The following is a 14,075-nucleotide window of genomic DNA, read 5'->3' on the forward strand; positions in this document are numbered from 1 at the left end:
AGCGGGTCTGAATTTGGTCAGAACTTTTGATCTTCAAATGGCCCGTCGGGATTCAATCCATTGTCTTTGTTCTCACGGCAAAACCCAAGATTGTGATTGTCAAATGGCGGTTTTCCTCGTTTGGCAAGGGAGTAATCCAGGAATAACTTTGATCATTCATGGTTGGAGCAATTGTGCTTTTCTATCCCTGGCTTATCCAGGCCGGGAAAATGAAAACCCTTATTTGGCTTCCTTTATCCAGGATCTTCTAAGGCACCGTCTCACATCTTACCTTGAAGTGAGTTGATTTGGAATTAACTAATCGTTGATAATGAGTTCAGTATGTCGAAAGGAGGTATTCAATGAGAAATAATTTGAAGTGGGTGATTGCAATAGGAACTGTAATTGCCTTCATCGTGCTGATGTTTGGATTGACGGTGTATTGGGGGTGGAGGTCATGGGGTTGTTGTGGCTGGGGAGGATGGGGGCCATGGGGAATCATGGGTCATGGCATGATGATGACCTGGGGTTGGTGGGTAATGTTTCTGGTTTTAGGGCTTCCTTTGTTGATAGCGATTGGAGGAGCTCTATTGATACAGCGATTAATCAGCACACCTGGTTCCGCTAAAGCAATCCATTGCCCTAATTGTCAACGATCAGTACAGGTGGATTGGAGACACTGTCCTCATTGTGGGACGATTCTAAGGCAGTAAGCCTTTGAGATGGGCAGGTGGGCTGTGTGAACCATGATGGATATTTTGGCAGGGTTATATAAATTCATGAGCCCTAGCCCGTCAAAGGTGTTTCTGATGGGGAAAGCCTGTAAGTAGCTGATGCCAGAATCATGCCATCGGGCCTTTGTTTGCCCAATCGTTGATGAAATGTCCTGGAACTCAGTTTGCCCATTTGAGTTAAAGCTCGTGAGGAACCCCTATGAGCCCAAGACAACACAAACGGAAATACCCGCAACATGGAAAGGGAAGGAATAAACCAAGTTACGTTTATCTTATTATCGTCGGAGGAGGGATCATCCTTCTTTTGGCGATTGCTGGGTGGTTTGTTCAGAATGCATCGGTAAAAATAGAGGGGACTCCTTCCATTGCCGTAGATCCATCCCAAATCAATTTTGGGGATGTGAAATTAGGCACCCCCTTGAGTTTTACTATCAAGGTGACTAATAGGGGCAACGGGATTTTAAAGTTCGAGGAAAAACCTTACATTGAGGTTTTGGAGGGATGTTGACCGCCCGGATTGACCATCGGTTCGATGGTCCTTAAGCCAGGCGAAAGCACCACGATTCGCTCTGCCGTGTTCATGATGCATGAAGGGATGGCAGGTCCGCATGACTTTGCTGTTCACTTGATCACGAACGATCCTCAGCAGCCTAAACTTGTTGTCCATGTCCTCTCGAACTGGGTGCCCTAGATTGACTCTCTGGGAATCGGCTCTGGTGCGTTAGAGGATATGAAACACGTATGATGAGACAATGGCGTCATTGGATTCCTTGGCTGCTTATGATGGGCTATAGTGTATGGGTCTTTGCCCCATTCCTGGCTCCGGTATTCATCGGGATTGACTGGTTAACGGCAGCTAGAGGGATTTACTTCGTTTATTCTTTTTTCTGCCACCAATTGCCTGAACGCTCCTTTTTTCTTTTTGGTGAGAAGGCAATGTATTCACTGGCTGAGACTCAGGCTGTTTGGGAGTATACAACCGATTCCCTTGGACTGCGTCAATTTTTGGGAACCCCCATGGGATGGAAAGCGGCCTGGTCAGATCGGATGGTGGCTTTCTATGCCAGCGTCTGGTTCTTTATGCTCTGGCGTTGGGGGGTGCGTAACAGAAAGACTTTGCGGGTTAATCCTAAAATGCTGATATTCTTATTGCCAATGGCGCTGGATGGAGCCTCCCATTTGCTCAGTGATCTGGAAAGTTTTGAACAGGGGTTTCGGGAGACCAACCAGCGGTTGGTCTTTTTAACCGGAAACACCTTGCCCTTCTGGTTTTATGAGGGAAACGCTTTGGGCTCGTTTAACTCGTGGATGCGCCTTGGTGAGTGGTGTAGCCAGCAGCCTGGGGAGTTGTGGAATTCTTAAGGTCTTACCGGTTCTCTCTGAGTCAAACTTTCTTTTCAAAAGATTCCGAATTGGGTCTAGATGGACTATAATCAAAACATGGGTTTGTCGTTATGGTAGCACGAATTTCTAAGCAGACCAGAATCCAAGTGCTCTTGGCGGATGATCATCGTGTTGTGCGAGCCGGTATTCGCCAAATATTGGAAAGAGAAGCAGATATTCGGGTGATTGCTGAGGCCGAAGATGGTGAAGAGGCCCTGACGCTGATCGAAAAGCATAAACCCGATGTGGTCGTACTGGATATTCAGATGCCCAAGATAAGCGGGATTGAGGTGACACATCGGGCGCGCATTCGTTTCCCAGAAGTGGGAATTCTGATCCTGACCGCTTATGATGATACTCCCTATATCTTGGCCGTGCTACAAGCGGGGGCTAATGGCTACGTGCTGAAGACTGCCGATGCAAAAGAACTTGTTCAGGCTGTTCGAGATGTGTATGAAGGAAAGTCGGTGTTGGATCCGACCATTGCTCGAAAAATTATGCCTGCCCTTTTTCAGCGTAGTGAACGTTTGATTGCTCCTCTGACCGAGAGGGAACTAGAGGTTTTACGACTTGCGGCCAAGGGCTTTACCAATAAAGCCATCGGTGTGCAGTTGGGGATCAGCGACCGCACAGTGCAGGGACATTTGGGGCATATCTTTGCCAAATTACAAGTCAATAGTCGGACTGAAGCCGTCATGCGTGCCATTGCATTAGGATTAATTCCCCAGCCGGCAGGTTTCCTGGGAGAAGACACCCCTTCATCATGAAAAAGAGCACCACACTTCTCAGTGCTTCAAGTTTCCAGGCTCTGTTTTGGTTGGTATTGCCGATAACTCTGGTCTTGGTTTTGGTAGTTATTGGTAGCCTGGCTCTACACGAACAAGCAATGCGGCAACGTCTGCCTGAAGAGACCTGGGAGGCTGCCACGGATCCTGCTCTTGAACTCACATTAGTGGCACCATTGCTCCTGCTTGTGCCTTTAGCAGTGGCAGGGGCAGCCTTTTGGTTTGGTACCAAGCAGATTATTCGCCCCTTGCAGGCTTTGGAAAAACAGGCAACTGCTTTGGCTTGGGGGGATTTTGAATCAATCCGGCAACCGGTAGGGGGGATTGTGGAGATTCAGAACCTTCAGCAAGGGCTGGCTGAAATGGCCCGTAAAGTTCAGGCGTCGCAAGAAGGGTTACGTGATTACATTAACGCAATCACTACTGCCCAGGAGGAGGAACGTCGTCGCCTGGCCCGTGAACTCCACGATGATACTATTCAGTCTCTAATTGCGCTCAAACATCGCGTTCAGTTTGCTCTTGATTCGGTCCGCGATCCGAGGAGCAGAAGGGTGCTCCAGGAACTTGGGGAGTTAGCGGAGAACACCATTGAAAACTTGCGTCGTTTGACGCGTGCCCTCCGCCCCATTTATCTTGAAGATTTGGGGCTTGTGACAGCGTTGGAAATGTTATCTCGTGAAATTGAGCATGCCAGTGGTATTCGGGTTGGGTTTCAATGCATTGGGACGGAAAAACGCCTTGATCCACGCATCGAACTGTCCCTTTACCGCATCGCTCAGGAGGCTTTGAACAATGTGCTGCGGCATTCGCGGGCGCAAGAAGCCCTCTTGACGATTGAATTTGGCGATCAGATCTGCCTGGAGATTCGAGATAATGGGGTTGGCTTTCAGTTGCCTGCCAGCCTGACCGATTTTGCCACACGGGGACATTTTGGCCTTCTTGGCATGCGCGAACGCGCTGAACTAATTGGCGCCCGGCTTGAGGTGTTTTCGGCCCCGGGTGAAGGCACCCGAGTGCGGGTGAGGATATAACCCTTAATTTCAGAACTAATGAGAGGAGGGGACAGTGGGGGGATGGAATGAACTGTTCCACGCGAAGTGATAAATATAGGCGATTAAAGCCTCAATCTGTTCTTGGGTAAAAATGGGGCCCCAATAAGGCATGCCTGTCCCCATACCGCCACGAATGATTTTTCCTTCGAGAAGGGCTGGGCTTGCCCCCAGCAGATAGCGGGGATTGCTAAAATCGGGCGGTCTGGTCCTCGTGCCAGAGAGGTGACTCTCGTGGGTGTACGCCGGAAGGCCACGCATCATCACACCATCCCCTTTGCCGGTTTCTCCGTGGCAGGCAGCGCAATTGGCCGAATATAGTTGTTGCCCCTCTGTCCAGGCCTGGGCAGAAGATAAGTGCTGCCAGAGCCAGGCTACAACATCCCACAATTCATCGTCACTCAGAGAGGCCAGGGTGGGTTCAGCGCGCAATTGCATCCAGAGCCTGGCTGGGCTGGTGGTCAGGTGGGTCTTTCGATCCAGCGCGTAAGCCGGCAGCTGATTAGCATACTGCGCACCACGCTCTGGCATTGTAATCCGTGCGGGAATGACTTCTGCCAGATGAGGGGCATCGAGATCAAGCCCCAGCTCGAGGTACAGCGGTTGAGGTTCAGGTGTGGGGGCGGCGCTTTCACCGGTGACTTCGAGAATGCCTCGCATGCGCCAGTGGTTGGGACCGCACCAGCGGGTGCAGTAGAACGTATAGGTGCCGGGGTGGTCGAAGATGAGGGTGATTTCTGTAACCTCACCTGGATGGATTTCCACTGAGGGCTGATTTAGTTTACCAATGGCGAATCCATGGACGACATCTTCACTGGTGAAGCGTAGTTTCAAGGATTCGCCGACATGGATTGAAATATGATCGGGGTCCCAACCTCCACTTTCTGGCATGCGCGCATGAACTTCTAATATCCGGGACGGCTCCACGACCCTCGGGTAAAATTTGCCTATTAAGGGTATCGAAAAGGCCAGTGCAACCCCCAAAACCAGGATACTGCGAGCAAGAACTTCGTGTTTCATTGGTTTCATCCAACTAATAACCACATCATGGAGATACCAACCCCTCCAATAAAGAAGAGCAATGGAACGACGGATCGGAGGGTTTCACCCTGGCGACAAGCAATGTTTGTGGACCAAAACATCCCAATTGCCAGGATGACTATTTGAAGAAGTGAGCCAAGGAATGGAACTTCACCTGGCCCAGGAGAGGTGCTGAGCCCTAGCAGGTTCCATCCCCATCCCAGCGGGTCAGAGATTACAGATGGAATATAAGTGAATTTGGTAAAGGCAAAATTAATGGTAAAAGCGATCCAGGCGGTCAGACCGAGCGGCAGCAGAATGGGACTGTAGTGGTTAAGGGCCCGTGGAAGGGATTGTGTGCTTCTCTGCAAGTTCAACGCAATGCTTACAGCGAGAGCGTAAAATCCTGGGATGAGGAAGATGGCAGTAACGAGGAAGGCAGTGGCAAATAACCACCAAGCAGGACTGCCAAGTGCATAGGCTGCAGATTTTAACGCTCCCCAAGGTCCTAGAAAAATAGCCGCATCTACCAGTGCCGTGGTGATCATTACCAACCCCAAGAAGGTTTCATCCAGATGCACCCTGCTGTTCAGGGTCATTTCGGCTCCCCAGGGACGTAGATTAACAGCGATGTTGTTGTAAGGACAGACGCGCAGGCATTCCATACATAGCCCACAATTAGCGCTGGATTTTAGGGCTAATGGATACTGTCCCCAAGGACAGGCATGATAGCAGGTCTTTTCCGTATGAGTTGCACAAAGATATGTTTCTTTAACGCCGATCTTTGGGGGTGTTAGTTTGGCGTATAGTCCGGTGAACCCACCGATAGGACATAGGTAAAGACAGAAAGCCCGTCTTTCAAAAATTAGGCTGAGGATGGTAGCAAGGATAAATAATCCCACCAGGATTAAGGCAGTGGCGTTAGGAGAGGTTAGGATTATGGCCCCAAACAAGCCAATCAGCAAAAAAGTGCCCACTTGCAACCAGTGACCTCGCAGGGCTTTGGGCCACGCCCTTCCCCTCAAAGTTTGTGGTCCCCGGGGGGATAAAATGCCCCGATTTTGCAACCACTCACCGGGTAGGGGAATGGGACATATACTGCACCAGGAACGCCCTCCCAATGGGATAAAAAAGAGCTTGAGGGCACTCCACCAGGCTATCCATACAAAGATGGTGGCAAAGTTATGGCTGCCTACCCGGGTGCCGAATAAACCGGCAAGAATGGTAAAGATCAGGCCAGCCAGAGCAATGGCACGGATGAGAAACTGTGGCCAACGATAGTGAAACAAGATGTTAAGGAGACGATACTGGGTTAAATCAATTCGGTTCATGGGCTGACCGCGTGGAAGTGCGGATGGGTTGGAAAAATCTACTCAGGGCGAGCAGGATTCCTAAACCTCCAAGTGCAGTGCCGCGCAGCAACGACATATTTGGACCCACCTGAAGCTTCCCAATCATGAAGGGGTGAAGGTTGCCACAAGTGATGGAACATCGAAAGCGGAAAACGCCGACCCGGTTAGCAGTAAAGGTGATCCTGGCGGGTTGTCCGGGTTCTGCTTTCAAGTTGATTGAATATCCATCCAGAGAGAGACCGTGGACAACATCTGTGGATATCAGTTCAAGGGTGACACGATCACCGGGATTGAGGCGAATCTCCCCGGGTGTGAATTGGAAAGTCTGTGCCTCCACACGAATATGGCGATCCGTGGGAGGCGGTGTGGGAAAAGGCAGAGGAAGCCAGAGAATTGCTCCAATGGTGATCATCAGGCTGCAATATTGTAAAAGCCCAAAGATTTTTTGGCGCCTGTTGATGCCTATTTGCGTAGCCATGGCTTTCAGCGCGGGGGAGTGTTAGGCGGACCGTACTGGGAGTAGATTCGATCAATGGTTGTTTGGATTTCTGATAACGATTTGCCCTCCCGCATTAGTCGCATGACATCCCGGGTAATGTCCACGCAGATGGAGCACCCCAATGCGTGGGAATCAAAAATAACTTCCCCTGATGAGGAGTTGATGGTTTCTACATAGCACGCGTAGTTTGAGGTATGCCCTATGGCATTGCATCCGCAGTAGCAGGGAATGTGTTGAAGAACTTCAGGATTAGCCAGGGCAAAACGGTAAGCCTCTTGGACGGATATCGGCGCTTTTTGCACAGTTGGGGGCATAGCAGAGAGAGGTGCCATATCTAGATCGGCCCTAGAGGCGCCAGTCCCAGTACAGGCGCTCAGTGGGATTGAGATCATGGAGAGCAAAAGCGCCAGCAAGCCGGCAAACTTGGCATGAGACGAAGAATGATGTTGAGGCATGCTGTTGGGGATCCTCCCTCCCCATTAAAAATCTTTCTGCCATGAGTATAAAGAGAGATACGCTGATCTTTAAGCGCTGTATCACTTGGGATGGAATGCGCAAAATGGCTTAGGAAGCGTTTTTACGAGGCACAAATGATGTTGCACTTTCAATCAAAATATCGTACAATCGGTCATAATCATTCATCTGACCGGGTGTTTTGCAAAACCAAGAGGGTGAGAAGATGAGAACGAACGCACAAAAAACGGCTTTCCCCGGTCCCGATCGTCAGGGGCTGATTCTGGATTTGATTAACCGCCGTCAGCGTGTTAGTATTGCGGAGATCTGTGAGGCGTTTGGCATCAGCGAGGCGACTGCTCGCCGAGATTTAGAGGCCCTGGATCAGCGAGGGTTAATTTGTAAAGTGCGCGGTGGCGCGATCCCTGCCCGACGGGCCCCGGCGGAGCCGCCTATCCTCCAGCGTTCCAATCAGCATTTGGAGGAGAAGCAGCGGATTGCACGAGCGGCGGCTGCTCTGATCCAGGAAGGGGAGACGGTTTTTCTGGGTTCTGGTTCGACAGTCCTGGAATTAGCCCGTTTATTACGCTCTTACAACAATTTGACGGTGATCACCAATTCTCTCCCGGTCATTAACGAACTGGCTTCTTCGGGAGGGATTACGTTGGTGGGGTTGGGTGGGGTATTGCGCTCCACTGAACTTTCCTTTATCGGCCATATCACAGAACAGGCATTGAGTGAGGTGCGAGCGGATAAAGTCTTCATTGGGATTCATGCCGTTGATGTTGGCGAAGGTTTAACCAATGCCTACTTGCCCGAAACACTCACCGATCGGGCTATCTTGAAAATTGGGCGTGAAATCATCGTGCTGGCCGACCACTCCAAGTGTGGTCGCGTTTCGACTGCCCGGGTGGCCCCCATTAACGCCGTTCACACCCTGATCACTGATACGGGCGCGCCCCAGGAATTCGTGGAGGCCTTGCGCCAGGTTGGCGTCCGGGTGATCCTGGCTTGAATGATTATGAGGCGGCCGATCCCCATTGGGGGATACTAGATGGGTGTTTTGTAGTCATAAGTTACTCTTATTCGACTTTGTGAGGACTCGTTTTATGGAAAAGCGCTCAATTGGTAAATTACGTGGCTTACAACAATGCAGCAGCCCCCGGCATACTTTTACGGTTTTGGCGCTTGATCATCGTCAGAACTTACGACGTGCGCTCAATCCGCAAGATCCCAGTGCAGTGAGTGATGCTGAACTGTCCCGGTTTAAACTGGAGGTGCTAAGCGCACTGGCTGATACAGCAACTGCGGTGCTACTGGATCCTGAGGTTTCGGCAGCACAAGCCATTGCGACTCGGGCTTTGCCTGGTCGGGTGGGGTTAGTGGTAGCAGTGGAAGCCACTGGATATACCGGTGAACCGGGTGCCCGGCGCTCTCAAATTCTACCGGGGTGGAGTGTGGAAAAGGCGCGGCGTATGGGAGCCAATATGATCAAGTTGCTGGTTTATTATCATCCTCAAGCTCCCACCGCTGGCGAGATTGAAGCGTTTGTGGCTCAGGTAGGGGAGGAGAGCCTGAAATATGATCTCCCCCTTATGTTAGAACCCCTCTCCTATCCCTTGCAGGGCACTGCACTGAGCGATGAAGAAAAGCGCTGGGTGGTGGTAGAGACGGCCCGTCGCTTAAGCCCCATTCCCGGCGTTGACGTGCTTAAAGCCGAATTCCCGCTGACCGCCCATAATCAGGATGAACAAGTATGGCGTGAGGCATTGGAGGAACTCCATGCTGCCTTGGCGGTCCCCTGGATATTGCTCTCGGCGGCAGTGAGTTTTGAAACCTATTTGCGTCAGGTGGCCCTGGCGTGCCAGAGTGGGGCGAGTGGAATCGCCGTGGGGCGGGCTGTGTGGCAGGAAGCCGTCGGCATGAATCCAACCGCTCGAAGCACGTTTTTGCACACGGTTGCCCGGGAGCGTCTGGAACGTCTGGCGGCTTTGTGTTATGCCCTGGCACGCCCCTGGACGGAAATTTTTACGTGTGAGGCTCCCCTGGATTGGTATAAGACCTATTAAGGTGCTCACTGTTCTGAGGCAAGCGTAAAGACTCTCTGGCATCTTACATGTACTGGCCCGTTCTGTATTTTATTTACTATGCCGCGATGGCGGCCTTGTATCCTTACCTGCCGGTGTACTATCGTCAATTGGGGCTGGGTGGGGAGCAAATTGGGATATTGACGGCAGCGGTGCCACTGATCAACCTGGTCAGCGGGCCGCTATGGGGTTGGCTGGCGGACTCGCGCCAGCGGCATAAACAGGTGTTGATAATATCGCTGGTCAGCGTGGCCATTTTCGGGGTGCTCCTGGCATTACCACGCTCATTTTTGGGCCTTTTGGTTGTGATTGTTCCTTTGGCGCTGTTTTTGTCTCCCATTGTGCCGATTCTGGATAGTTCAGTGCTGCAATCTCTGGGAGAACACCGCGATCGTTATGGGCGCATTCGCTTGTGGGGGGCTATTGGGTGGGGCATTTGTGCTCCGTTAGCCGGACGATTGGCAGAAAAAGTAGGGTTGCAGGGGTTGTTTATCGTCTTTGGGGCCCTGATGGGACTGAGCGCGCTGTTGGCTGCACGCCAACCCGTGCGTTCCACCTTGATGCGCCCCTTGGGAGCAGGAGCACTCTCGCTTTTCTGGGCCGATCCACGCTGGCGCGCATTCTTGTTTACGGCATTCAGTGGTGGGGTTGTCCTCTCCGTGATCAGTAATTTTCTATTCCTTTTCCTTCAGGATTTGGGGGCTTCTCAATCGCTTCTCGGTTTTAGCCTGACCGTAGCGACTGTTTCCGAGGTGTCTTTGCTCTATGTCTCCAGTGGATTACTCAAACGTTGGTCCCCCCAATGGCTGATGATAGCAGGATTGATCCTTTTTGCTGTGCGGGCTTTACTTTACTCGTTTATCTCGCAGCCCTGGATGGCAATGCCGATTCAATTGATGCATGGGTTGACTTATGCCTTGATGTGGGTCTCGGGTGTCTCGTATGCGGGGATGATGGCTCCCCCTGGCCTCAATGCAACGGCTCAGGGGTTGTTTTCCAGTGCTATTATGGGGGTGGGCATGGTGGTGGGTTCTCTACTGGGAGGGTTTCTGCTGGCTCATGTGGGCGCCATATGGATGTTTCGCATCACCAGTGGTGTGGGAGTGCTTGGAGCGCTAATCTTGTGGAGCACGAGAAATGAACACACAAAAAGCATTTGATCTTCTGGTCGTGGGTGAAATCAACCCGGATCTCATCCTGGCGGGTGATGTCGAACCGGTTTTTGGACAGGTAGAGAAATTGGTAGATAGCGCCACGTTGACAGTGGGTTCATCGTCGGCCATTTTTGCCTGTGGTGCGGCGCGTTTGGGGCTGAAGACCGCCTTTGTAGGCCTATGTGGAGCCGATGTATTCGGCCATTTCATGTTGGAGCAAATGCGTTTACGCAATATAAATACTGACTATGTGCAGGTGCGGGCTGAGGGAACTACCGGGCTAAGCGTCATTCTGGCACGGGGAGCAGACCGGGCCATTTTGACCTATCCAGGGCTGATCCCGATGCTGCGGGCTGAGGATGTCCCTTGGGAAGTTCTGGAACAGGCAAGGCATATCCATGTGGCTTCCTATTTTCTGCAGACCAATCTTCAACCCGGCTTGCCCGATCTGTTCCGGCAGGCGCGCGCTCGGGGAGCGACTACCTCGTTGGATACTAACTATGACCCCAGCGGACAATGGCAGGGCTTTGAGACCTTGCTGGCCGAAACCGATGTTCTCTTTCTGAATGAGGTTGAGGCTTGTTCATTGAGCCGTGAAGGGGATATTGAAACAGCGGCGCGAAAACTGGCAATGCAAGTCGAAACCGTGGCAATCAAACTGGGTGCACGGGGAGCCCTGGCCGTGCAAGGGCAACGCATGGTATATGCTCCGGGTTTATCTGTGGACGTTGTGGATACGGTAGGCGCAGGTGATAGCTTTGATGCCGGCTTTATTTATGGCTATCTTAACACCTGGGACCTGGAGCGAACTCTGCGCTTGGCCGTCATCTGCGGCTCACTTTCAACTCGGGCTGCAGGGGGTACTGCGGCTCAGCCCACGCTTGCGGAGGCAATAGCGATTTTAACGCGCTGGGAGCAGGTGGGACTTCCGTAATCCCCGGGAGGAGGACAATGGTTACCTATTTGGATTTTGTGGTGCTTTCTCATCGTTTTAGGCGCCCCCTGGGCATTACCTCAGTGTGTTCGGCGCATCCGTATGTCATTGAGGCGGCGCTGCGTAATGGGATGATGACCCATACACCGGTCCTAATCGAGGCCACTTGCAATCAAGTCAATCAGTATGGGGGATATACGGGGATGACCCCGGCAGATTTCGTGCGGTATGTGGAGAATATTGCTGCACGGGTAGGCTCTCCACGTGAAAACCTCCTTTTGGGTGGCGATCATTTGGGACCCCTGGTCTGGGCTCATGAACCTGCTGAGAGTGCCATGGAAAAAGCTCGAGCTCTGGTCAAAGCCTATGTAGAGGCTGGTTTTCGCAAAATTCATCTGGATTGCTCAATGCCCTGTGCGGATGATCGCGATTTTTCTCCAAAGGTCATTGCTGAGCGGGCAGCCGAATTGGCTCAGGTGGCAGAGTCAACTTGTGATGTTATGGGCTTGCCCTTGCCCAACTACGTCATTGGAACCGAGGTGCCCCCAGCAGGTGGCGCCAAGGCTGAAGCCGAAACTTTGAGGGTAACCCGTCCGGAGGATGCAGCGGAGACCATTGCACTGACCAGAGCGGCTTTTTTCAAGCGAGGTTTAGAGTCTGCCTGGGAACGTGTAGTGGCGTTAGTAGTGCAACCCGGTGTTGAATTCGGAGATCATCAGATTCATGTTTACCGCCGTGAGGAAGCGCAGGCTCTTTCCCGCTTCATTGAAAGCCAGCCCGGCTTAGTCTATGAGGCTCACTCCACCGACTATCAGCCCCGTGATGCGCTGCGGGCTTTGGTTGAGGATCATTTCGCAATCCTGAAGGTGGGTCCGGCGCTAACCTTTGCTTTTCGTGAGGCAGTTTTTGCCCTGGCCAGTATCGAGGATTGGGTATGCGATTCACCCAGTCGCATCCTGGAAGTTTTGGAAACAACCATGCTGGCCAACCCGGTCTACTGGCAAAAGTATTACTTGGGCGATGAGCGAGCGCGTCGGATTGCCAGAGGGTATAGTTTCAGCGATCGCATTCGTTATTATTGGAGTGCACCAGCGGTTGAACAGGCCTTTGAACGCTTGCGGGCAAATCTGAATCGTGTTTCGATCCCCCTTGTCCTTCTCAGTCAGTATTTGCCGGATCAATATCGCAAAGTGCGGGATGGACGGCTGCCTAACCAGTTTGATGCTTTGATTCTGGATAAAATCCAAGCCGTACTGGAAGACTACAATGTGGCGTGTGGTGTGAGGATAGGGGAGTGAAAAGGGACGCTTCCGTGGTTTTCTGGAAAATTAGCCCTTGACAAACTGGCATTCCTGTATAGAATTGCCCCGAAATGAGCGTACAAACCCTAACCAGAGACTTCGTGATGGAACGGCGGAACCCCTTCCGCGTTCCTGGGGTTTTTAGGGAGAGAGCCTTAAAAGGCTCTTTCTTTTTACTTCTTGATTTGTCGTTGCCCTGGGAAAGAGAGCCGTTTTCAGGCTCTCTTTCTCTGTATGGAGGTGGAAATGCTATTGCGACTTCCTGGCCTGATTGACCCTCACGTGCACTTACGCGAGCCCGGGGCCACCCATAAAGAAGACTGGCAGAGCGGCACCTCTGCTGCGCTGGCCGGTGGAGTAACCCTGGTGCTGGCCATGCCAAACACCCAGCCGCCCATTACTGACACCGATACCCTGAATCTTGTATTACAGGCTGCCCGTCGCAAGGCGCTCTGCGATTATGCCCAGTACCTGGGGGCTACCCCTGAGAACGTGCACCTGGCCCCTGGATTAGCATCGCGGGTTGCGGGACTAAAGATGTATCTGGATCACACCTATGGACCTTTGCGCCTGGCGGACATGATGACTTGGATGGGACATCTCGCGCACTGGCCGGCTGAAGTCCCTTTGGCGGTGCACGCCGAGGGACGTACTCTGGCAGCGGTCATCCTTTTAGCGTCCTTTTATAGTCGTCCGGTTCATCTCTGTCATGTCTCGCGGCGCGAGGAAATCGTCATTATTCGGGCGGCTAAAGAGCGTGGGTTAAAGGTAACCTGTGAAGTAACTCCTCATCATCTGTTCTTGAGTGAAGAGGATATTCCAGCCATTGGGCAGGGGCGGGCAGAGGTTCGTCCTGTGTTGGCCAGCCCGGTAGATCGTCAGGCGCTATGGGACAATTTGGAAGTCATTGATTGTTTTGCCACCGATCACGCCCCCCATACCCTGGCCGAGAAAGACGGCCCTACGCCCCCGCCGGGTTTTCCCGGACTGGAGACGGCTTTGCCGCTCTTGCTGACCGCGGTGTCCGAAGGGCGTTTGACCCTGGATGATATTGTTCAACGCTACTATGTTAATCCTCAACGCATCTTTCGTTTACCCTCACAACCGGAGACATGGGTCGAGGTAGATGCTGAGGCTGCTTGGGAGATCCAGGGCGCCAATCTGCTGACCCGCGCGGGCTGGACGCCTTTTGAGGGCTGGCGCGTACGGGGACGGATCGTACGTGTTGTCGTACGCGGAACCGAGGCATTTCGGGATGGAAAGGTCCTGGTTTCGCCGGGATTTGGTCGCAATGTGCGCGAAGAATTAGCGTAAGTCCTAGTGGGCTGAATGCTCGCTATAACAA

General features: G+C 52.3%; 15 protein-coding genes. 11 read left to right on the top strand and 4 right to left on the bottom strand.

The window, feature by feature from the left end; genetic code table 11:
- Positions 1-912: 912 nt before the first annotated feature.
- From SE15_RS03280 to SE15_RS03295, 5 genes are all read left to right on the top strand, one after another.
- Positions 913-1,221: a hypothetical protein gene (locus tag SE15_RS03280; RefSeq protein ID WP_054520669.1), complete on the top strand. Its 309-nt coding sequence runs from the start codon at positions 913-915 to the stop codon at positions 1,219-1,221.
- Between the two features lie 9 nt (positions 1,222-1,230).
- Positions 1,231-1,404 (top strand): hypothetical protein, encoded by a 174-nt coding sequence (locus SE15_RS14690; RefSeq protein WP_236689971.1) that lies wholly within the window; start codon positions 1,231-1,233, stop codon positions 1,402-1,404.
- Between the two features lie 50 nt (positions 1,405-1,454).
- Positions 1,455-2,075 carry a hypothetical protein gene (locus SE15_RS03285; protein WP_152965516.1) on the top strand — a complete coding sequence of 207 codons (621 nt, stop codon included), beginning with the start codon at positions 1,455-1,457 and terminating at the stop codon, positions 2,073-2,075.
- A gap of 92 nt (positions 2,076-2,167) precedes the next feature.
- The gene (locus SE15_RS03290) at positions 2,168-2,863 is read left to right on the top strand and encodes a response regulator (protein WP_054520671.1); all 696 of its coding nucleotides are present in this window, start codon (positions 2,168-2,170) and stop codon (positions 2,861-2,863) included.
- Positions 2,860-3,912, top strand: a complete 1,053-nt coding sequence (locus tag SE15_RS03295) for a sensor histidine kinase (protein WP_054520672.1) — start codon at positions 2,860-2,862, stop codon at positions 3,910-3,912. The genes SE15_RS03290 and SE15_RS03295 overlap by 4 nt, the downstream gene beginning before the upstream one ends.
- Before the next feature lie 15 nt (positions 3,913-3,927).
- On the opposite strand, the gene SE15_RS03300 is transcribed toward SE15_RS03295, so the two are convergent.
- The 4 genes from SE15_RS03300 to SE15_RS14000 are packed head-to-tail and all read right to left on the bottom strand — an operon-like array spanning position 3,928 to position 7,256.
- On the bottom strand, positions 3,928-4,950 hold the full coding sequence (locus tag SE15_RS03300; RefSeq protein ID WP_160316653.1) for a c-type cytochrome: 1,023 nt from the start codon (positions 4,948-4,950) through the stop codon (positions 3,928-3,930).
- A gap of 5 nt (positions 4,951-4,955) precedes the next feature.
- Entirely contained in the window at positions 4,956-6,281 is a 1,326-nt protein-coding gene (locus SE15_RS03305) for a 4Fe-4S binding protein (protein ID WP_054520674.1), read from the bottom strand.
- Complete coding sequence (locus tag SE15_RS03310; RefSeq protein ID WP_054520675.1) at positions 6,268-6,780, bottom strand: cupredoxin domain-containing protein; 513 nt, start codon at positions 6,778-6,780, stop codon at positions 6,268-6,270. Before SE15_RS03310 ends, SE15_RS03305 begins: the two co-directional genes overlap by 14 nt.
- Positions 6,781-6,785: 5 nt before the next feature.
- Complete coding sequence (locus tag SE15_RS14000) at positions 6,786-7,256, bottom strand: PCYCGC motif-containing (lipo)protein (RefSeq protein ID WP_083461662.1); 471 nt, start codon at positions 7,254-7,256, stop codon at positions 6,786-6,788.
- Positions 7,257-7,480: 224 nt separating this feature from the next.
- Here SE15_RS14000 and SE15_RS03315 point away from each other — a divergent pair, with 224 nt between their 5' ends.
- The 6 genes from SE15_RS03315 to SE15_RS03340 all read left to right on the top strand — a co-directional run bounded on the left by SE15_RS03315 (position 7,481) and on the right by SE15_RS03340 (position 14,044).
- On the top strand, positions 7,481-8,269 hold the full coding sequence (locus SE15_RS03315) for a DeoR/GlpR family DNA-binding transcription regulator (protein ID WP_054520676.1): 789 nt from the start codon (positions 7,481-7,483) through the stop codon (positions 8,267-8,269).
- Positions 8,270-8,363: 94 nt separating this feature from the next.
- Positions 8,364-9,323 (top strand): tagatose 1,6-diphosphate aldolase, encoded by a 960-nt coding sequence (locus SE15_RS03320; protein ID WP_054520677.1) that lies wholly within the window; start codon positions 8,364-8,366, stop codon positions 9,321-9,323.
- A 47-nt stretch (positions 9,324-9,370) separates the two neighbouring features.
- Positions 9,371-10,501, top strand: a complete 1,131-nt coding sequence (locus SE15_RS03325) for an MFS transporter (RefSeq protein WP_054520678.1) — start codon at positions 9,371-9,373, stop codon at positions 10,499-10,501.
- Entirely contained in the window at positions 10,479-11,429 is a 951-nt protein-coding gene (locus tag SE15_RS03330; protein WP_054520679.1) for a carbohydrate kinase family protein, read from the top strand. Before SE15_RS03325 ends, SE15_RS03330 begins: the two co-directional genes overlap by 23 nt.
- Before the next feature lie 17 nt (positions 11,430-11,446).
- Positions 11,447-12,727: a D-tagatose-bisphosphate aldolase, class II, non-catalytic subunit gene (locus SE15_RS03335; protein WP_054520680.1), complete on the top strand. Its 1,281-nt coding sequence runs from the start codon at positions 11,447-11,449 to the stop codon at positions 12,725-12,727.
- A 249-nt stretch (positions 12,728-12,976) separates the two neighbouring features.
- Positions 12,977-14,044 carry an amidohydrolase family protein gene (locus SE15_RS03340; protein ID WP_054520681.1) on the top strand — a complete coding sequence of 356 codons (1,068 nt, stop codon included), beginning with the start codon at positions 12,977-12,979 and terminating at the stop codon, positions 14,042-14,044.
- The last annotated feature ends 31 nt before the right edge of the window (positions 14,045-14,075 follow it).

The sequence above is a fragment of the Thermanaerothrix daxensis genome (assembly GCF_001306145.1).
GTDB classification, from domain to species: Bacteria; Chloroflexota; Anaerolineae; order Anaerolineales; family Anaerolineaceae; genus Thermanaerothrix; species Thermanaerothrix daxensis.

What these genes read in the sequence shown, in the direction of transcription:
- SE15_RS03280 (WP_054520669.1), top strand. Translation starts at nt 913, where the DNA reads ATGAGCCCAAGACAACACAAACGGAAATACCCGCAACATGGAAAGGGA.
- SE15_RS03285 (WP_152965516.1), top strand. Translation starts at nt 1,455, where the DNA reads ATGATGAGACAATGGCGTCATTGGATTCCTTGGCTGCTTATGATGGGC.
- SE15_RS03290 (WP_054520671.1), top strand. Translation starts at nt 2,168, where the DNA reads ATGGTAGCACGAATTTCTAAGCAGACCAGAATCCAAGTGCTCTTGGCG.
- SE15_RS03295 (WP_054520672.1), top strand. Translation starts at nt 2,860, where the DNA reads ATGAAAAAGAGCACCACACTTCTCAGTGCTTCAAGTTTCCAGGCTCTG.
- SE15_RS03300 (WP_160316653.1), bottom strand. Translation starts at nt 4,950, where the DNA reads ATGAAACACGAAGTTCTTGCTCGCAGTATCCTGGTTTTGGGGGTTGCA.
- SE15_RS03305 (WP_054520674.1), bottom strand. Translation starts at nt 6,281, where the DNA reads ATGAACCGAATTGATTTAACCCAGTATCGTCTCCTTAACATCTTGTTT.
- SE15_RS03310 (WP_054520675.1), bottom strand. Translation starts at nt 6,780, where the DNA reads ATGGCTACGCAAATAGGCATCAACAGGCGCCAAAAAATCTTTGGGCTT.
- SE15_RS14000 (WP_083461662.1), bottom strand. Translation starts at nt 7,256, where the DNA reads ATGCCTCAACATCATTCTTCGTCTCATGCCAAGTTTGCCGGCTTGCTG.
- SE15_RS03315 (WP_054520676.1), top strand. Translation starts at nt 7,481, where the DNA reads ATGAGAACGAACGCACAAAAAACGGCTTTCCCCGGTCCCGATCGTCAG.
- SE15_RS03320 (WP_054520677.1), top strand. Translation starts at nt 8,364, where the DNA reads ATGGAAAAGCGCTCAATTGGTAAATTACGTGGCTTACAACAATGCAGC.
- SE15_RS03325 (WP_054520678.1), top strand. Translation starts at nt 9,371, where the DNA reads ATGTACTGGCCCGTTCTGTATTTTATTTACTATGCCGCGATGGCGGCC.
- SE15_RS03330 (WP_054520679.1), top strand. Translation starts at nt 10,479, where the DNA reads ATGAACACACAAAAAGCATTTGATCTTCTGGTCGTGGGTGAAATCAAC.
- SE15_RS03335 (WP_054520680.1), top strand. Translation starts at nt 11,447, where the DNA reads ATGGTTACCTATTTGGATTTTGTGGTGCTTTCTCATCGTTTTAGGCGC.
- SE15_RS03340 (WP_054520681.1), top strand. Translation starts at nt 12,977, where the DNA reads ATGCTATTGCGACTTCCTGGCCTGATTGACCCTCACGTGCACTTACGC.